Origin of the sequence: Paenibacillus sp. W4I10, from assembly GCF_030816325.1 — a bacterium.
GTDB classification, from domain to species: domain Bacteria; phylum Bacillota; class Bacilli; order Paenibacillales; family Paenibacillaceae; genus Paenibacillus; species Paenibacillus amylolyticus_B.
The window spans coordinates 4,882,399-4,901,601 of record NZ_JAUSXX010000001.1; the positions used below are offsets into that span (position 1 = coordinate 4,882,399).

A 19,203-nucleotide genomic window follows, 5' to 3' on the forward strand; every position below is an offset into this window, starting at 1 on the left:
ATTGGAGCGGAAGACGGGAATCGAACCCGCGACCCTCGCCTTGGCAAGGCGATGCTCTACCGCTGAGCCACTTCCGCAAATAAGGGATGCGCGTGGAGGGACTTGAACCCCCACGTCAAAGACGCTAGATCCTAAGTCTAGTGCGTCTGCCAATTCCGCCACACGCGCATATAATGGTGAGTCATGAAGGGCTCGAACCTTCGACACCCTGATTAAAAGTCAGGTGCTCTACCAACTGAGCTAATGACTCATAGAAAACTGGTGGAGGATGATGGATTCGAACCACCGAACCCGTACGGGAGCAGATTTACAGTCTGATGCGTTTGGCCACTTCGCTAATCCTCCAGGATTACATGGTGCCGGCGAGAGGACTTGAACCCCCAACCTACTGATTACAAGTCAGTTGCTCTACCAGTTGAGCTACACCGGCGTATTACATGGTGTTATAAATGGTGGCTCGGGACGGAATCGAACCGCCGACACGAGGATTTTCAGTCCTCTGCTCTACCGACTGAGCTACCGAGCCTTACTACATTAAAAAAAATGGCGGAACCGACGGGATACTCTCACTTCGTTCGAGACTGCGAAGCTTATGCTCTCGAAGTGAATGCTCCGACGAACCCAAAAACGGATTCTCATCCCTGAAGCATATACAAGATGGCGGAACCGACGGGATTCGAACCCGCGATCTCCTGCGTGACAGGCAGGCATGTTAGGCCAACTACACCACGGTTCCATAGTACTTTCTCAAGGAAAGTTAATTGCGGGGGCAGGATTTGAACCTGCGGCCTTCGGGTTATGAGCCCGACGAGCTACCGGGCTGCTCCACCCCGCGTCGTTATAAATTGTTATGGTGGAGGCTGAGGGGATCGAACCCCCGACCCTCTGCTTGTAAGGCAGATGCTCTCCCAGCTGAGCTAAGCCTCCATATTATGACCCGTAGGGGATTCGAACCCCTGTTACCTCCGTGAAAGGGAGGTGTCTTAACCCCTTGACCAACGGGCCTTACTGGCTCCCCGAACAGGGCTCGAACCTGTGACAACTCGATTAACAGTCGAGTGCTCTACCAACTGAGCTATCAGGGAATGGTGGAGCCAAGCGGGATCGAACCGCTGACCTCCTGCTTGCAAGGCAGGCGCTCTCCCAGCTGAGCTATGGCCCCATACTCTGGTGTATTTCTTGTTGTGGTCTTACTATGGGCCCTGGTGGACTCGAACCACCGGCCTCACCCTTATCAGAGGTGCGCTCTAACCAACTGAGCTAAGGGCCCTTATCAATTTTCGAAAAAAAATACCCCAGTGGGGTTTCGCTTGGCGGCGTCCTACTCTCCCAGGACCCTGCGGTCCAAGTACCATCGGCGCTAGAGGGCTTAACGGTCGTGTTCGGGATGGGTACGTGTGGAACCCCTCCGCCATCGCCACCAAACGCGTAGCTTACATTCAGAGATCGTTCTCTGAAAACTAGATTCGAAACGAAACATGCGAATTACAACTTGCTAATTGGATAAGCCCTCGACCGATTAGTACTGGTCAGCTCCATGCATTGCTGCACTTCCACCCCCAGCCTATCTACCTCGTCGTCTTCAAGGGGTCTTACATACTGGGAAATCTCATCTTGAGGGGGGCTTCACGCTTAGATGCTTTCAGCGTTTATCCCGTCCGTACATAGCTACCCAGCGGTGCTCCTGGCGGAACAACTGGTACACCAGCGGTACGTCCATCCCGGTCCTCTCGTACTAAGGACAGCTCCTCTCAAATTTCCTACGCCCACGACAGATAGGGACCGAACTGTCTCACGACGTTCTGAACCCAGCTCGCGTACCGCTTTAATGGGCGAACAGCCCAACCCTTGGGACCTACTTCAGCCCCAGGATGCGATGAGCCGACATCGAGGTGCCAAACCTCCCCGTCGATGTGGACTCTTGGGGGAGATAAGCCTGTTATCCCCAGGGTAGCTTTTATCCGTTGAGCGATGGCCCTTCCATGCGGTACCACCGGATCACTAAGCCCGACTTTCGTCCCTGCTCGACTTGTAGGTCTCGCAGTCAAGCTCCCTTATGCCTTTGCACTCTTCGAATGATTTCCAACCATTCTGAGGGAACCTTTGGGCGCCTCCGTTACTCTTTAGGAGGCGACCGCCCCAGTCAAACTGCCCACCTGACACTGTCCCCGCACCGGATTACGGTACCAGGTTAGAACCTAGATACGATCAGGGTGGTATCCCAACGTTGCCTCCACAGAAGCTGGCGCTCCTGCTTCAAAGGCTCCCACCTATCCTGTACAGATCGTACCCAAATTCAATATCAAGCTGCAGTAAAGCTCCATGGGGTCTTTCCGTCTTGTCGCGGGTAACCTGCATCTTCACAGGTATTAAAATTTCACCGGATCTCTCGTTGAGACAGCGCCCAAGTCGTTACGCCATTCGTGCGGGTCAGAATTTACCTGACAAGGAATTTCGCTACCTTAGGACCGTTATAGTTACGGCCGCCGTTTACTGGGGCTTCGGTTCACAGCTTCGGGATTACTCCCTAACCACTCCCCTTAACCTTCCAGCACCGGGCAGGCGTCAGCCCGTATACTTCGCCTTACGGCTTCGCACAGACCTGTGTTTTTGCTAAACAGTCGCTTGGGCCTTTTCACTGCGGCCCCCTCGTGCTATTCACACTACCGGGGCACCCCTTCTCCCGAAGTTACGGGGTCATTTTGCCGAGTTCCTTAACGAGAGTTCTTCCGCGCGCCTTAGAATACTCTTCTCGCCTACCTGTGTCGGTTTGCGGTACGGGCACCATCACCTGGCTAGAGGCTTTTCTTGGCAGTGTGAGATCATGACCTTCGCTACTATAATTTTCGCTCCCCATCACAGCTCAGCCTTACAATGTGCGGATTTGCCTACACATCAGCCTCACTGCTTAGACGGACATCCATCAGTCCGCGTCACTACCCTACTGCGTCCCCCCATTGCTCATAACGGCTTACGGTGGTACAGGAATTTCGACCTGTTGTCCTTCGACTACGCCTTTCGGCCTCGCCTTAGGTCCCGACTTACCCTGAGCGGACGAGCCTTCCTCAGGAACCCTTAGGCTTTCGGCGGATCAGATTCTCACTGATCTTTTCGTTACTCATACCGGCATTCTCACTTGTATAATGTCCAGCGCTCCTTACGGTACACCTTCAACCCTTATACAACGCTCCCCTACCCCTGATGCAAAGCATCAAGCCATAGCTTCGGTGGTGTGTTTAGCCCCGTTACATTTTCGGCGCAGAGTCACTCGACCAGTGAGCTATTACGCACTCTTTCAATGGTGGCTGCTTCTAAGCCAACATCCTGGTTGTCTGTGCAACTCCACATCCTTTCCCACTTAACACACACTTGGGGACCTTAGCTGATGGTCTGGGCTGTTTCCCTTTTGACAATGGATCTTAGCACTCACTGTCTGACTCCCGGAAGTAAGTCTATGGCATTCGGAGTTTGACTGAGCTTGGTAACCCTTGCGGGCCCCGCACCCAATCAGTGCTCTACCTCCACGACTCTGTTTTCCGAGGCTAGCCCTAAAGCTATTTCGGGGAGAACCAGCTATCTCCGAGTTCGATTGGAATTTCTCCGCTACCCCCACCTCATCCCCGCATTTTTCAACATGCGTGGGTTCGGGCCTCCAGTGCGTGTTACCGCACCTTCACCCTGGACAGGGGTAGATCACCCGGTTTCGGGTCTACGTCCACGTACTAAGTCGCCCTATTCAGACTCGCTTTCGCTGCGGCTCCGGCTCTTCACCTTAACCTTGCACGGGAACGTAACTCGCCGGTTCATTCTACAAAAGGCACGCCATCACCCCTAAAACGGGCTCTGACTTTTTGTAAGCACACGGTTTCAGGTTCTATTTCACTCCCCTTCCGGGGTGCTTTTCACCTTTCCCTCACGGTACTGCTTCACTATCGGTCGCTAGGAAGTATTTAGCCTTGGCAGATGGTCCTGCCGGATTCATACGGGGTTTCACGTGCCCCGCACTACTCGGGATCCGTCTCGGAGGGAACCAACTTTCAATTACAGGGCTTTTACCTTCTTTGGCGGGCCTTTCCAGACCTCTTCGCTTAACCGGTTCCTTTGTAACTCCATGTGAGACGTCCCACAACCCCAAAGAGCAAGCTCTCTGGTTTGGGCTTCTCCGCGTTCGCTCGCCGCTACTGACGGAATCACTATTGTTTTCTCTTCCTCAGGGTACTTAGATGTTTCAGTTCCCCTGGTATGCCTCTACACAACCTATGTATTCAGTTGTGAGTAACTGGAAATTACCCCAGCTGGGTTTCCCCATTCGGACACCCCCGGATCAAAGCTTGCTTACAGCTCCCCGAGGCAGTTTCGTTGTTCGCCACGTCCTTCATCGGCTCCTAGCGCCTAGGCATCCTCCGTGTGCTCTTAGTAGCTTAACCTCGTGCTCCGGTTTCGACTGCTCGCTTCCCTTGTTTTGCTTGCGCAAAGCCAAAAGTCGCTCCCATTCGATACCATCGTACGTGCAATCTACCGTTTTTATTTAAACTTGTTTAACACAAGTTCAGCTAAAAAGGAATGTTCTAATTCGCGTTTGTTTCGTTTCGATATCTAGTTTTCAAAGAACAAGCTCCATGCAAAAGCAAGCTGTTTTGAGAGTTTGAGCTCTCAAAACTGAGCAACGAGTGAGTTAAAAGCTTTACGAAGTAAAGCTCGCTTCGGAAGCATGCTCCCTGAAGACTTGTATTTGAATGTTTCCGTTGCAGGAAACGATTCTCCATAGAAAGGAGGTGATCCAGCCGCACCTTCCGATACGGCTACCTTGTTACGACTTCACCCCAATCATCTATCCCACCTTCGGCGGCTGGCTCCTTGCGGTTACCCCACCGACTTCGGGTGTTATAAACTCTCGTGGTGTGACGGGCGGTGTGTACAAGACCCGGGAACGTATTCACCGCGGCATGCTGATCCGCGATTACTAGCAATTCCGACTTCATGCAGGCGAGTTGCAGCCTGCAATCCGAACTGAGACCGGCTTTGTTGGGATTGGCTCCATCTCGCGATTTCGCAGCCCGTTGTACCGGCCATTGTAGTACGTGTGTAGCCCAGGTCATAAGGGGCATGATGATTTGACGTCATCCCCACCTTCCTCCGGTTTGTCACCGGCAGTCTATCTAGAGTGCCCACCCGAAGTGCTGGCAACTAAATATAAGGGTTGCGCTCGTTGCGGGACTTAACCCAACATCTCACGACACGAGCTGACGACAACCATGCACCACCTGTCTCCTCTGTCCCGAAGGAAAGATACATCTCTGTACCGATCAGAGGGATGTCAAGACCTGGTAAGGTTCTTCGCGTTGCTTCGAATTAAACCACATACTCCACTGCTTGTGCGGGTCCCCGTCAATTCCTTTGAGTTTCAGTCTTGCGACCGTACTCCCCAGGCGGAGTGCTTAATGTGTTAACTTCGGCACCAAGGGTATCGAAACCCCTAACACCTAGCACTCATCGTTTACGGCGTGGACTACCAGGGTATCTAATCCTGTTTGCTCCCCACGCTTTCGCGCCTCAGCGTCAGTTACAGCCCAGAGAGTCGCCTTCGCCACTGGTGTTCCTCCACATATCTACGCATTTCACCGCTACACGTGGAATTCCACTCTCCTCTTCTGCACTCAAGTCACCCAGTTTCCAGTGCGATCCGGGGTTGAGCCCCGGGATTAAACACCAGACTTAAATGACCGCCTGCGCGCGCTTTACGCCCAATAATTCCGGACAACGCTTGCCCCCTACGTATTACCGCGGCTGCTGGCACGTAGTTAGCCGGGGCTTTCTTCTCAGGTACCGTCACCTTGAGAGCAGTTACTCTCCCAAGCGTTCTTCCCTGGCAACAGAGCTTTACGATCCGAAAACCTTCATCACTCACGCGGCATTGCTCCGTCAGGCTTTCGCCCATTGCGGAAGATTCCCTACTGCTGCCTCCCGTAGGAGTCTGGGCCGTGTCTCAGTCCCAGTGTGGCCGATCACCCTCTCAGGTCGGCTACGCATCGTCGCCTTGGTGAGCCGTTACCCCACCAACTAGCTAATGCGCCGCAGGCCCATCCCCAAGTGACAGATTGCTCCGTCTTTCCAGTTCCCTTCAGGCGAAGAAAACAATTATTCGGTATTAGCTACCGTTTCCGGTAGTTGTCCCAAACTTGAGGGCAGGTTGCCTACGTGTTACTCACCCGTCCGCCGCTAAGTATCAAGGAAGCAAGCTTCCTATCAACTCCGCTCGACTTGCATGTATTAGGCATGCCGCCAGCGTTCGTCCTGAGCCAGGATCAAACTCTCCAATAAAGTATTGAAAAGAGCGATAAGCTCATTTTGAATCTGACGAGATTAAAAATCTCATTTGTGCTCCAGTCGATTCAAGCCAAGGCTTGTCTCAACTTTCGCGTTCATTCTGCAAACAGAATGTTCACTCACTCGTTGTTCAGTTTTCAAAGATCAAACTTGTTTTTGCTACCGAGTGTCGTTCCCCTCAGCAACTTTTATATCATAACACTTCCGAACCAACTTAGCAAGCTCTTTTTTTAAGTTTCTTTTCGAAGCTTATTTGTTTTGCCTACTGCACTTTGTTTCTCGTGTTTTTTTGGCCGGAAATAGAATATATCATATACACAACACAATTACCACTTGTAAAAAATCCCATTTAGAAACTGATTATATATCTGATTCAATCTCTTCATAATTTCTTTTTCCAATGGCAATATCCTCTTACTATAACCTAAATACACTCACCGGTCGAATCTCTCTCAATATAGGTTGTGAACTAATCAACCAGCATCATTACATTCGTTATATAAAATATGAAACACAATACCTGTATTCTATAACACTGCTATCTATTATGTGGATACCGAATCTATTAATTGAACTCCATAGGCTGTAAGCATGATACGACTGGGCTCTTCACTTTTTATACTATTACTCTCTGAACCTGCCCATCACTATCGTGTCGTGATACTGTCCATCCGTGTGTCGCCGATCCTTTTTCAAAATACCTTCGATCTCGAAGCCACTCTTTTGGTATAACTCGATTGCCTTTTCATTGGATGCCAGCACGTTCAACGTCATCTTCTCTACACCAGTCTGGTCTGCCCATTCAATCGACTTCTCCAACAAGTTCTTGCCAATCCCATGTCCCCAGAATTCTCGGGCCACACACACGCCGAACTCAATCTTATGGCAAAAGCGCTTCAACTCTGTACCTTCACATCGGGAGTATCCCACAATCGCGCCCGCCACTACAGCAACAAGGAATAGATTCCGTGACTTCTCAGTGTCCAAATGGATGATCCGCCTGAACCCGGCTGCGTCGATATACGCCTCGCCCTCTTCACGATCCATGTTCTCGGTTTCCCCATCGATTTGTACACGAAGTGAAGACAAGGCCTCAGCATCCTTTTCCTCTGCCGATCTAATTGAGTAAGATAAGCCTTTAATGTAATATTCCTGCTGATCGATCATCATAAGAACCATACCTCCTCTTCCGCTTTGTATAATTACTATACCTGTATCGCTCTACCCCACCTCAGACGGACTCTTGCCCGTAAGCATTTTGAACACTTGGCTGAAATACGTCGCATTACGGAACCCCGTCATCTCGCTCACCTCATATACCATGTAATGTCCCGACTGCAACAGTTCCAACGCCCTCTGAATCCGGTACCCGTTCAAATAACTCACGAAATTCTCACCGGTCACCCTTTTGAAAAGTTGACTCAGATACTTCGGATGTACGAACAGCCCCTTGGCTATCGCTTCAAAACTAATCTCTTCGGCGTAATGAAGCTCTACATACTGTTTCACCTGCTCTATCAGTTTATTGCTTTTCTTCTCACCCATCTCTTTGCGTATCTGTTCCAGCCAGTCGCAGATAATACGATCCATCCAGTTTACCAGATCATGCAACGCATATTTCGATTGAATTTCACGCAGAAAATCACTCATCGCCAGAGGCGGTGTTAACATGGGATGAAGTCGATTCCAACTATGAATCAAGGTGTCAAACAGACTGACGGCAACAACCTGTATATCCTGTATCCCAACACAATTTCCCTCTTTCAGTAAAAGGCGAATATGATGCCACACCTCTTCCGCCTGATCGGGTCTGATATCTGCCCATGCCTCATTCCATTGACGAAGCAATAATGAATAATCGGTCACACTTGGTTCTGTTTCCTTCGATGCTTCATAGTGGTAGATACGACTTCCACCTTGAAACTCTGCTGTTTCCACCGCTTCCCTGCTCTCGAGATAGGAATCTATCACCTCACATGGGTGACTCTTGGATCTCCCGATTCCAGCACTCACTTCTATTTTCAGATACGTAAAGATCTGATCGATCATCCTCTCCACGAGTGGCAGGCATTCCTCCAGATGATCTTTATCTCCTAATAGAAGCAACACAAATACCTGATCCGAATAATCAACAATCTCTACCTGACCATTTATGCGCGCTGCTTGCTCCTTCACCGTCTCCTGAATAATATCGGCCGCCCCATAGCGGAGAAGCTGCCAATCCCGTTCTTTCATTCGTGTCAAAAATACGGGGCGATTCAGTTGCAGACTAATGGCGCGTGTCTGTGAGGACATATGAATGCCTATATAGTCCATGCGTTCTTTGGGCAGCTCGTCTGCCCGATATCGCGTAGTCAGCAGTTCGTGAAGAAATTGTTTGCGCAAATACGGAAGTACCCGTCCGACCTCCTGCTTGTACGTCTGCTCCAGCCGCTCATGCCGCTCTCTCACATCTTGTTCCAGTAACACCTCCCGCAGCACAGACTCAATCTCCTCAACCTCTGCCGGCTTCAGCAAAAAGTGATTCACCCCCCAGCGCATGGCTGCCCGGGCGTTCTCGAATTCGTCATATCCACTAAGAATGATGATCGGCAAGTGGGGATGATCACGTCGCAACGTCTGTGTGATCTCAAGCCCGGTCATCCCCGGTAGATAGACGTCAGTCATAACCACATCTGGATGCATGCGTTGAAACAGCTCCAGCGCATCCAAGCCATTGGATGCAGTGCCTGCAATGCTGAGGCCCAGAGAAGGCCAATCGATATGATCTGTTAATGCCTTTACAATATGAGGATCGTCATCAACAAGCATAATGGTCTTCATCATTTTTCACCGTCCAGCCATAGATTTAATTGCTCGTCGGTCTCAATACGCGGCAGCGTAATGGTCACTTCCACGCCACCTGACTCTCTATCGCTCAGTTGAACGCCATACCTCTTCCCACAATAAAGCTGAATGCGCTGATGTACATTCCGGACACCGATGCCACACGTCTCTTCGAGTTTCCACCCCTCCGGCAAACCCCGCCCATTATCCGTGATACGAATGACGATATCCTCATGCGGGTCAACCTCTTCGTGCATATGCACCTGAATTCGAAGTGTACCTTCTTCAGGGTGCCCGTGCATAACGGCATTTTCGATAAAGGGCTGCAAAATGATCTTGGGAATGTAACAACCGCGAATATGCGGATCGATCTGCTCCTGATATTGAATGGAGAACGGTAGCCGCTCTGACTGGATGTTAACGTAGCAACGGGCATGTTCCAACTCATCACGAACCCGTATAAACAATCTCCCTCCACTCAGTCCGATCCGTAACAGCTTACTGAGCTGCACAATCATACGACTGATATCCTTGGCTTCATAATCAAGTGCGCGCCAGTGGATCATGTCGAGGGTATTGTATAGAAAATGGGGTTTGATCTGGGCCTCAAGCAAGCCCGTCTGGGCTTCACGCTTGGCCCGGCTCTCATCCTTCACCTGTTCCATCAGCGTCGTGAGCTGTGAAGCCATGTGATTAAAGCCATAAGCCAAATGGGCATATTCCTCCGTAAACGAAAGTTGGACCCGGGTATCGAAGTCCCCTTTCTCCAGTTGTCTCATTCGCTTGATCAATTGTCTCAGTGGGCGGATGATCTGCCTTACGAACAGGTACGCAAGCACAGCGGAGCATAATAGTCCCAGTATGGCGATGCCGAGAATCTGCCAGCCCGCATGCCTGACCGGAGATAACAGTGTGTACACCGGAATAGTCTGTACGAGTCGCCACTGAAGCATGGCTGGCCTGGAGTACAGCACCAATTGAGCACCTCCGGGTTGGCCGGAAACTACTTCGTATCCGTCTGCACCAGGTTGGACATGTTCCTGAATCCATGCACTATCTATAATAGAAGAAGATGCATTTACAGCTCCACCCGTTTCTTGAATGGCACTCGCTTCATTCCTTCTATCCGCTCGTTCATTTTCCCCTGCTGGATCAGCTTTCCCCATCTCCATTACGACATTACCAGCCGTATCTACCAACAGGACTTTTCCATCAAGCACCATGGGCACATCGGCAAACCTGCGTACAATGTCCGCTCTACTCAGTCGAATGAGCACATAGGCAACCGTTCCGCCATGACTGTCGAAAATCCGTTGGGCGTATCCGACCAGGGATTGGCCCGATTCGTTCTCACGCAGCGGAACCCAAGCCGCATCGGCCTTTTCCAGCGTAGCAAACCAAGAGTCGTGTGCGATGGTGTCCACCGGAAATATGCGATCAGCCATAGTCACTGTCACTTCATTGAAGACATCCGTATACAGTTCGATGGAAGTGATACCTTCACTCACGACCATGGTATGATCCAGGATTCGAGAGACCTCTCTCCGCTGGTGAATTTGTGCAAGCCTGCCCGTATCGGCCTTTTCGAGCAGATTGGACAGTTCCCGATTGCTTGCCAAAGCATAGGCTGTTCCGGTTACCCCTGTGATGAAATCAAATCCCCGACGTGTACTTTCGTTCAGAAGAGCCAGACGTGCTTTGCTAATCTCGGCAAATGTGACCGCAGAGAAAGACTGATATGCCAGCCAGACAACAACCGAGACAAGCAACAGGTTAAACGCAATAAAGCAAGTCACCATCAACGTGGAGAGCTTGCTTTGTTGCAGCTTTTGATTAATGAATGAAGACCATCTGCCTTTCCCCATGGAAAAATCAACTCGTTTCGTCTTGGAATTACCCTTTGAGCCCAGAGGTCGCGATTCCTTCCACGAAGTACTTTTGACACACGATAAATACAATGAAACATGGCACCAACGACAACACCGACATGGCAAACATCGGACCCCAATCGGATTGAGAACTCGAATCAAGGAACAGACGCAGACCTAGCGGCACGGTGTATTTGCTAACGTCACTCAAGTAGATCAACTGACTGAAGAAGTCGTCCCATGTCCACAAGAACGTAAAGATCATCGTGGTAACCAGTGCTGGAAACGCAAGTGGAATGATGATTTTGGTGTAAATTTTCACAGGACCGCAACCATCAATGGTAGCCGCCTCATCCAACTCTTTGGGCAATCCCCGGAAGAACTGTACCATGAGAAAAATGAAGAAGGCGTCGGTCGCGAGCCATTTTGGCACCACAAGCGGCAGATACGTATTCACCCACTCCAGGTGGTTGAAAAGGATATACTGCGGGATCAGTGTCACATGATGTGGGAGCATGATCGTCATGAGCATCAGGCCAAAGCAGATGGCTTTGAAACGAAAATTCAGTCGAGCGAAGGCATACGCCGCCATAGAGCAGGAGATCACATTGCCCAGCACGGCGCCCAGCGACAGGACCATGGAGTTGGTCAAGAAGCGGGAGAACGGGTTTCCCTGAATTCCCGACCAGCCATTCATGTAATTTTGCCAATTCCATTCCTGCGGCCAAAACCAGGTCTCTGTAAAGATCATATGTCCCGGTTTGAACGAGCTGCCCAGCATCCAGAGGATCGGGTAGAGCATGACAAAGGCGATGCCTGAGATCAACACATGTTTGCTGACGACCCATGCTGTAGAGTTCCGTTGTCCAATCATGATTTCCCACCATCCTCATAGTGCACCCACAGCTTGCTGCTGCGGAATACGAGCAATGTAAATACGCCAATCAGCATGACCAGCACCCAGGCCATCGCAGAAGCATAGCCCATCTGAAAGAATGAAAATCCTTTTTTGTACAGATACAGAGAGTACATTAAGGTTGAGTTCACTGGCCCTCCGCTACCATTACTGATAACAAAAGCCTGCGTGAACGATTGAAAGGACGTAATCAGCTGCATGACGAGATTGAAGAAGATAACGGGTGACAGAATCGGCAACGTTATATAGAAGAATCTCCGCAGGGGACCTGCACCATCTACCGCTGAGGCTTCATCATATTCGGGTGGAATCTGCTTCAAACCTGCCAGGAAAATAATCATGGATGATCCAAACTGCCATACGGATAACAAGACGATAGAGTACAGGGCATACTTCGGATTAGCAACCCAATCGGGCGCCTTAATACCCACCATAGCAAGCACACTATTGAGTAGCCCGTCCCCACCCAGCATTTTACGCCATAACATTGCAATCGCCACGCTACCTCCAAGCAATGTCGGGATGTAATACACTGTCCGATAAATACCTAATCCTCGAATCCCTTTGTTGAGCAACATCGCTACAAGCAGCGCAAAGATCAACTTGACCGGTACCGATACAGCGACATACGTGAAGGTGACTTTGAGCGACTGGGTAAACAGTTTATCCGATGTAAACATCGTGGTGTAGTTATCCAGACCGACCCAGGAAGGGGCGGCCAGGATACTGTAATCTGTAAACGAAATGTACAAGGATACCAACATGGGACCAAGGGTTAGAAATAACAATCCGACAAGCCATGGGGCGAGAAATAGAAGTGCGGCTCCATTATGCGCATATCTCCGTTTTACCCGCCGGGTAGCTACACGTTCGATTCGGGCTTGACTGACCTGTGATGTCGTCATCTTCGCAACCTCCCCGCAGTATTAGAAGTCTGAGACAGTTTCAATTATTATTGACTCGATCCAAGGGTAGCCTTGGCTCCTTCAATAAACTGGGCAATGACATCTGGCGTATCGCCTTGACCGAAGGCGATCTGCTCGCTTGCGCTCTTGAAACTTGTGTCCACTTCAGCAAATCCTTGCGGGTATGGCGGGTCAATCTCGCTGGAGTTCTTCGATACGGTATCGATAAATTGGAAAATGACTTGCTCCGCTTCCGGCAGCGTTGGCTGCATCTGCTCACGAATGCTTGAGTTAACCGGCACACCACGTTCAGAACCAAGAATAGCAGTCGCTTCTGGATCATTGACCATGAAATCAATGAACATGGCAACTTCCTTTGGATGTTTGGTTTTGCCATAACCGGAGAGGAACTGTCCTGGTTTCAGGTATTCACCGATTTGCTGCTCGTTAACACCATGCGGGAGTACCTGTATGCCGAGCTTATGATCCTGGTTTTTGTTCACCTGCTGGAATGTCAGCAATTGATTGGACCATGCAAAATCCATGGCAGCTGTACCCAGTGAGATTGGGCGTGTCTCCAGTGCATTGGTTGTGGATGCCGTGATCTCCGCTGTGGTCACTCCACCATTCTCGCGCAATGCGCCCCACATATCGAACCATTGCTGAAGCTCCTCGCTGGTAGCGGTCATTGTGCCACCGTCGAACAAACCTTTTCCGGATTGTCGGATAAATACTTCAAACATGTTGGTTGTACCGGAAATGTCTGCAGATCCATAGAACCCATCACCTTTGGCTGCGGCAATCTTGGTTGCAATATCTCCAAAGTCCTTCCATGTCCAGCTCTCTTGCGGTTCTTCAATACCTAATTCCTGAAATACGGTGGCGTCATAGATGACACCTGGCGCGTTTACTCCGAGGGTAATTGCGTATAATTTATCGTCAATGGATCCGGCTGTAATCATGCTCTGATCATGGTCCTCTGTCCGCAGCTCTTTGCTCTCTGCAAACGGGGTCAGGTCAAGCAAGGCCCCACGCCGGGCAAAGTCAGTCAGAAATGCGTAATCCATCTGGATGATATCTGGTGCATTTGAACCGGCTACCTGTGTAGTTAATTTGTCAAAATAACCATCCCAACCAGAGTATTCAGGTTTAATGGTGATTCCCGGATGTTTCTCTTCAAATAGTTGGATGACTTTGGTCGTCAGATCATGTCTGGTCTGTGATCCCCACCAGGTCATGCGCAGTTCAATCTTGCCTGAAGAGTCTCCTTCACTTCCACTTGCTTCGCCAGAAGAAGCTGGCTTATCCGTGGCTCCTCCCGAACAGGCTGTAGCGAACAATAACAGGGACAGGCAGAACAGGGTTACCCACTTTTTTGTAATCATCATAAATGAATTTCCTCCCCTTCTTGCATTAATGGAATCGCTTACAAAATATATTGTATCGGTCCATTGCTGCACATGACATAAACAAAAGTAAGCTTTCCTGTCAAAAAAGTAAGGAGTTACAGGAATCAAAAACCACCAGGAATGATATTCCCGGCGGTTCCGTTCCCGTATCGGTATGATTACGGGTATACATGCATGATACATTGAGAAGAAGTTACTGGGCTGATATGGAACAAAAGTATGAACATCTAATCACGGCATTTCTTTCTACGAGCCACTGGAATGTCCGAGCTCGATGTTCAGCTATAAAAATGTGTTTCCTGCGAATCTGTCAGGAATGTGAGACTGCAGGTGAAGACACCCTGTGCTCAGCCAGATGTTTCTTCATTTTTGCCACTTCGGTTCCTGCCAGCATCATAATGCCTATTCCGTGATTGTCATTGGTGACGGTACGCAAGTCCTGATCATAATACTCTGCTGTAAATGCATATCGTGATCCGCTGCACACGCCATGGACATTCCCTTGACGATCAATCGCTTTGCAGATGAGTCCCTTCCAAGCCCGTTCGGCAGCTGTGACGTAAACTTCAGGGTCTTTGAACCAGCCAAAACGTACACCTCTCGCAAAACCATAGGCAAACATCGCCGTGCAGGAGGCTTCTTCGTACGTCTGCGGAACATTCAACACCTGATGCCACAACCCGCTTTCCCCTTGAAGCGCTGCGTACCCTTCACACAGCTCATTAAAGAAATCTATTAAGGCTGGGCGCTCGGGATGCTCTGCCGGCAAAGCTTCCAGTACCTCCGTCAGGGAAAACAGTGTCCAGCCGTTCCCCCGTCCCCATGGAATCTGCGTTGCCTGTCCGTATTTGAAATCATACACATGGGACATGATCTTGAACTCAGGCATAAACAGATACTTCCGATACAGTGAAAATTGTCTGGCGGCTTCATCCAATGCGGCTGAGTTGCCTGTCACCCGGGCATAACGAACGAGAAACGGCGTGCTCATATAGAGGTCATCTGCCCACATGGTATTCTCGGCATACTCCCCTACACATGTGCGATAAAATGCACCATCCTCCTGCCTCTCCAGGCGGGAAAGCATGAAATCTGCAATCCGTTCAGCAATCGGAAGAAACGTTGGTTCATGACATTCTGAATACGCTTCCAGCATGGCCGATCCAAAAGAACCGCAGTTATCCAGCATTTTCAGCATGACCAATTGTTGATTGACAGCCGGGAAACCATACTGCTCCCGATCCCATAATGAGTACTCATACATCTGGGTACATGCCTGCACATGCTCAGCCGCATAACGTGTAATGTCCGGTCTCTGCAAATAACGCCCCGTCCGTAATAGACCATATACAGTGACACCCAATGGATAATCCCAGCGGCCATAATTGGTCACACTGCCCACGGTCCATTTGTTGCTTAACATGGCATTTTCATAATAAGGTCTGATCCAAGCATCCGGTCGATCTAAGCGCCAATACGTCTGTTCTAGACCCGTTTGATACACTCGGTCCGTTCGAGTCAGATCCTGCAAATCCGGTTCAACCTCCGACTCAAAAGGTCCGACATATAACCAAGACTCTCTGGAAGCACCGTGCACACGCTGAGGAAGTTCCAATGAAAGTGGCTTACCCGAAACGGTTGCATTCAAATTAAAATGCCAAGGTTTTGCCGTTTCGGTGCATTCAATTCGCACAAGCAGGTCACTCCGCCCAAAAGAGGCTGGTACATCCACCTCGAACGGACCTGCTTCCTTCACTTGCGCCACAGACTTGCCGCCAATCCAAATACTCAGAGAACCAGAGGATTGACCTGACAATCTCACCGCATTCCCGGTTGAATCGTTATTGTTCAGATGGGTCCAAGCATAAGCATGTTTTCCAGGAAGATTTCCGAATATTCGTTCGAAAGCTGGCTTGGTTTTATCTTCATCAGACCAGTCTGTCTCAGGCAGCCAGTTTAAGCTGTAGTCTGATTCTTTTCCAAGCAGGTCCGGTTGTTTACTCGCGGTTCGGTTCGGTTGGGAGAACACCCAACCCGCTTGTCCCTGTCTCTCCTGAAACGGCGCAAATACGTTCAGAATACGCACTTTACCCTCATCTGAGCCAAACTGGCAGCCAAATCCGGCAGGGGTATTTTTCATTTCCAGCCAAATGGTGTTCCAACCGGGCTTGATATCGATGCTGAGCTTTACCGTTGCATCAGGACTGATCTCATCCATTACGGTAGAGCGATAGGCCAACTGCTCATTGAAATAGAAGCGCACAGGTCCATAACAGCGGACCAACACATCCAGATTCCGGTCCTCGTCCCCCCAGACCAGCGCAGCTGCGTAGGATATATGATCTTTGGGAGCGTCAGGAAAGCGTTTACCTAAATTCAGATCATAAAGCCCTTTTTCATTTTGCAAAATACCAGACTTCTGGAATACCCGATATACAAAATCAGCCTGCGCATTGGCTCCAATATACCTCTCGGCTAGCACCTTCAGCACCTGATCCTGATCTTCTCCAAATCGGTAATACATGCTTTGTGGTTCACTGAAATAGGTCGTCATCGATGGCACACATCCTTCTCCCGTTGAAATAAAGTCTTATATCATAGCATTCATACCATCCACACTGGAGCACCAAACTAATAAGTAATAAAGTATAGCGCTTAACCTAGGTGGGTAATCCCCTTACCGGGAAATAGGTATGTCCCTTGGTTATCTTCTGAATAGCCGAATAATAATCCCAGTATAACTGACATGTTCTGTGGTGGCTACAGATTTTTGATTGCGCTTACAATTATATTGGATTTAGTCACCTTTTCTCTCTAGGTTAACTTAAATTTAAACAATGGTTTAAAAACGAGAAAACGTTACCGATATAGATAGTAGGCTAAAAAATTCCGCTTTTTGTATCGGGAAGGAAAGATGCACATTGAATACTCTTGAATCTCTGGTAAATGCTATGCCTTTTGTTAGCCAAATGTTTCGTGACGACATATCCATATCCATTAATGATCATGAGAAAGTATTGTATTTTTCCGAAGCAAAAAGTCTGGAGATTGGCGTGAAGGTTGGAGATGAGCTGCATGACGATTATAAAAATTTCAAAATGCTCACCAACAAGGAGACGCGTACTGTGGCACGTATGCCTGGTGATCTGCAAGGCAGACCTTTCGACTCCATCCTTATTCCCATTAAGGAAAACGATCAGGTCGTGGGTATATTGGGTGTGAACTACGCACTGGATAGTCACATGACACTGGAAACGCTGATCCGTGAAAATGAAACAACCATTAATGCGCTCGTCGGTGGCATTCAGCAGATTGCGGCACATTCCGAAGAACTCTCTGCGACCTCGGAAGAGATTCTGCGCAACTCCAAAAAAGCTTCAGAGAACTCGGTCAGTGTAAGTAAAGTAACAAACGTCATTCGTGAAGTATCGGAACAAACCAATCTGCTTGGACTAAACGCCATGATAGAGGCAGCCCGTGTGGGCGATCAGGGAGCCGGCTTCGGTGTAGTTGCCAGTGAAGTACGCAAGCTGTCGGATCATACGAAACAAGCAGCAGCTGATATCGAAACATCCCTCGGTAGTGTACAAGATTCCATGAAACATATGGAGCAGGAGATCGGTCAGATTACAACCGCAACAGTGGATCAGGCCAAGCTTGTTACCGAGTTCATGGAAAGTATCGAACAGCTTAGCGAGACAAGCGCGAATCTGAAAAAGTTCGTACATCAGATGCTGGCGCTCGAATAACAGTCCAGTTCCACAGCAGAAATAAAGAATGATATGAAATGTACATAGAAAAATGATTTAGAATGTGAAAAGCCTCCGGCCACTTCCCTTTGCAGGAAGTCAGCGGAGGCTTTGTTTCGTATTTGCGGTGATATCACCTTTATGGTTTATGGTCAAATGGCTGTTATATCTCTACAGCTACGCCAAAATGGTCGGACACGACCGGTCCATTTTTACCGTTCAAGACCACGGTGGAAGACTTGGCTTGGATTGGACGATTGGAGAAAATATAGTCGATCCGCAGATCGCGTTTGTTATCTGCCCAGCCGGCAATGGCCTTCACCACGGTTGCTCCTTCATCCTTTTGCAATGCTGTGGTGTACAGGTCATTCCAGCCTTTGCTTATCATATAATCATAGCCTTCATCACGCACTTCCGCGACATTATTAAAATCACCCATTATATATAACGGCTGGTCCATGTAGGGGGCAAGCTTGCTCTCCGTCAACTCCCACTGTCCCTTGAAAGGTTCCTGCGCATCATCCCACCAGTTATAGTGTCCGTTCACAAACCAGGTTGCTTCACCTTGGACGACCGTCTGGATTCCCACAATCTTGCGTGTACGATAGTTGTTATAATCCCGCATGTGGGACACGTATTCCCCAAAAGCCTGCTTAATCGGCGTCCGGCTAAGGATCGCCAGTCCTTCGTCATATTTTTGGAACCCAACATGCGCAGGAATCCACGTCCAGTAATATTGCTCTGTCAGCTGCTGAAGCAGGACGTAGGCATAGTTGTCTTTTTTAATCACAGCGTCGGATTCAGTAGCATAATACATCTTCAATTCTTCTTCAGAAAGCGCCGCTTCCTGCATGGATTGGTTGACCTCCTGCATGGAGATCACATCAAATTGATGTGTATTAATAAAATCAGCCAGTTGACTGATCTTGTTCAGTTGATCCTCTTCCGCCCAGGCGTGTGTGTTTAACGTAAGTATTTTCATATGCTCTCTCCTGTTGTGTGTAGTATGGCCGTTTCCCCGGCCTGCATCGTTCCTGATAGGAATACATACCATAAGCATACACAATATGTTGCATTCTTGCATGTCGGCCGCCAGCAGAACCGACGTGTTCATCCTGATTCCAGTTGGTCTAAAATAACTTCAAATTCTTCATAACCCATGCACGGATTGGCTCATAACTGATATGATGGATACAACAAATT

9 protein-coding genes, 13 tRNA genes and 3 rRNA genes are annotated in these 19,203 nt (G+C 49.2%); 1 reads left to right on the forward strand and 24 read right to left on the reverse strand.

Annotation, left to right across the window (positions count from 1 at the left end; translation table 11 throughout):
- Nucleotides 1-2 precede the first annotated feature (2 nt).
- The 23 genes from QF049_RS21985 to QF049_RS22095 form a co-directional block, all read right to left on the reverse strand.
- Nucleotides 3-77, reverse strand: a tRNA-Gly gene (locus QF049_RS21985).
- Between the two features lie 10 nt (nt 78-87).
- Nucleotides 88-168: transfer RNA gene (locus QF049_RS21990), tRNA-Leu, on the reverse strand.
- A 6-nt stretch (nt 169-174) separates the two neighbouring features.
- Nucleotides 175-250, reverse strand: a tRNA-Lys gene (locus QF049_RS21995).
- A 9-nt stretch (nt 251-259) separates the two neighbouring features.
- Nucleotides 260-345 (reverse strand) — tRNA-Tyr (locus QF049_RS22000).
- Between the two features lie 9 nt (nt 346-354).
- Nucleotides 355-430 (reverse strand) — tRNA-Thr (locus QF049_RS22005).
- A gap of 20 nt (nt 431-450) precedes the next feature.
- A tRNA-Phe gene (locus tag QF049_RS22010) sits at nt 451-526 on the reverse strand.
- A gap of 132 nt (nt 527-658) precedes the next feature.
- Nucleotides 659-736 (reverse strand) — tRNA-Asp (locus QF049_RS22015).
- A 25-nt stretch (nt 737-761) separates the two neighbouring features.
- Nucleotides 762-835: transfer RNA gene (locus QF049_RS22020), tRNA-Met, on the reverse strand.
- A 16-nt stretch (nt 836-851) separates the two neighbouring features.
- Nucleotides 852-927: transfer RNA gene (locus QF049_RS22025), tRNA-Val, on the reverse strand.
- 6 nt (nt 928-933) lie between these two features.
- Nucleotides 934-1,005, reverse strand: a tRNA-Glu gene (locus tag QF049_RS22030).
- Nucleotides 1,006-1,009: 4 nt separating this feature from the next.
- Nucleotides 1,010-1,085 (reverse strand) — tRNA-Asn (locus tag QF049_RS22035).
- Between the two features lies 1 nt (nt 1,086).
- Nucleotides 1,087-1,162 (reverse strand) — tRNA-Ala (locus tag QF049_RS22040).
- A 34-nt stretch (nt 1,163-1,196) separates the two neighbouring features.
- Nucleotides 1,197-1,270: transfer RNA gene (locus tag QF049_RS22045), tRNA-Ile, on the reverse strand.
- Between the two features lie 38 nt (nt 1,271-1,308).
- Nucleotides 1,309-1,425 (reverse strand): 5S ribosomal RNA (rrf, locus tag QF049_RS22050).
- Between the two features lie 74 nt (nt 1,426-1,499).
- A 23S ribosomal RNA gene (locus tag QF049_RS22055) occupies nt 1,500-4,427 on the reverse strand.
- Between the two features lie 341 nt (nt 4,428-4,768).
- A 16S ribosomal RNA gene (locus QF049_RS22060) occupies nt 4,769-6,321 on the reverse strand.
- Together the 16S, 23S and 5S rRNA genes with 13 tRNA genes alongside form the textbook arrangement of a ribosomal RNA operon.
- Before the next feature lie 630 nt (nt 6,322-6,951).
- Nucleotides 6,952-7,497, reverse strand: a complete 546-nt coding sequence (locus tag QF049_RS22065; RefSeq protein WP_307540599.1) for a GNAT family N-acetyltransferase — start codon at nt 7,495-7,497, stop codon at nt 6,952-6,954.
- Nucleotides 7,498-7,548: 51 nt separating this feature from the next.
- Nucleotides 7,549-9,153 (reverse strand): response regulator, encoded by a 1,605-nt coding sequence (locus QF049_RS22070; RefSeq protein ID WP_307540601.1) that lies wholly within the window; start codon nt 9,151-9,153, stop codon nt 7,549-7,551.
- Complete coding sequence (locus QF049_RS22075; RefSeq protein ID WP_124118243.1) at nt 9,150-11,018, reverse strand: cache domain-containing sensor histidine kinase; 1,869 nt, start codon at nt 11,016-11,018, stop codon at nt 9,150-9,152. The genes QF049_RS22070 and QF049_RS22075 overlap by 4 nt, the downstream gene beginning before the upstream one ends.
- A gap of 28 nt (nt 11,019-11,046) precedes the next feature.
- Nucleotides 11,047-11,895 (reverse strand): carbohydrate ABC transporter permease, encoded by an 849-nt coding sequence (locus QF049_RS22080; protein ID WP_307540604.1) that lies wholly within the window; start codon nt 11,893-11,895, stop codon nt 11,047-11,049.
- Complete coding sequence (locus tag QF049_RS22085) at nt 11,892-12,842, reverse strand: carbohydrate ABC transporter permease (RefSeq protein ID WP_307540606.1); 951 nt, start codon at nt 12,840-12,842, stop codon at nt 11,892-11,894. Before QF049_RS22085 ends, QF049_RS22080 begins: the two co-directional genes overlap by 4 nt.
- A 47-nt stretch (nt 12,843-12,889) precedes the next feature.
- Entirely contained in the window at nt 12,890-14,230 is a 1,341-nt protein-coding gene (locus QF049_RS22090) for an ABC transporter substrate-binding protein (RefSeq protein WP_307540608.1), read from the reverse strand.
- A 331-nt stretch (nt 14,231-14,561) separates the two neighbouring features.
- Nucleotides 14,562-16,805, reverse strand: a complete 2,244-nt coding sequence (locus QF049_RS22095) for a glycoside hydrolase family 88/105 protein (RefSeq protein ID WP_307543377.1) — start codon at nt 16,803-16,805, stop codon at nt 14,562-14,564.
- 367 nt (nt 16,806-17,172) lie between these two features.
- Here QF049_RS22095 and QF049_RS22100 point away from each other — a divergent pair, with 367 nt between their 5' ends.
- A complete protein-coding gene (locus tag QF049_RS22100) occupies nt 17,173-18,000 on the forward strand; it encodes a methyl-accepting chemotaxis protein (protein WP_124118247.1) in 828 nt (275 codons plus the stop codon).
- A gap of 163 nt (nt 18,001-18,163) precedes the next feature.
- Here QF049_RS22100 and QF049_RS22105 read toward each other — a convergent pair whose 3' ends face one another.
- Entirely contained in the window at nt 18,164-18,982 is an 819-nt protein-coding gene (locus QF049_RS22105; RefSeq protein ID WP_307540612.1) for an endonuclease/exonuclease/phosphatase family protein, read from the reverse strand.
- Nucleotides 18,983-19,203: the final 221 nt, after the last annotated feature.

Excerpts from the sequence above, each read along its gene's own strand:
- QF049_RS22080 (WP_307540604.1), bottom strand. The coding sequence starts at position 11,895 with ATGATTGGACAACGGAACTCTACAGCATGGGTCGTCAGCAAACATGTG.
- QF049_RS22095 (WP_307543377.1), bottom strand. The coding sequence starts at position 16,805 with ATGACGACCTATTTCAGTGAACCACAAAGCATGTATTACCGATTTGGA.
- QF049_RS22090 (WP_307540608.1), bottom strand. The coding sequence starts at position 14,230 with ATGATGATTACAAAAAAGTGGGTAACCCTGTTCTGCCTGTCCCTGTTA.
- QF049_RS22085 (WP_307540606.1), bottom strand. The coding sequence starts at position 12,842 with ATGACGACATCACAGGTCAGTCAAGCCCGAATCGAACGTGTAGCTACC.
- QF049_RS22065 (WP_307540599.1), bottom strand. The coding sequence starts at position 7,497 with ATGATGATCGATCAGCAGGAATATTACATTAAAGGCTTATCTTACTCA.
- QF049_RS22075 (WP_124118243.1), bottom strand. The coding sequence starts at position 11,018 with ATGGGGAAAGGCAGATGGTCTTCATTCATTAATCAAAAGCTGCAACAA.
- QF049_RS22070 (WP_307540601.1), bottom strand. The coding sequence starts at position 9,153 with ATGATGAAGACCATTATGCTTGTTGATGACGATCCTCATATTGTAAAG.
- QF049_RS22105 (WP_307540612.1), bottom strand. The coding sequence starts at position 18,982 with ATGAAAATACTTACGTTAAACACACACGCCTGGGCGGAAGAGGATCAA.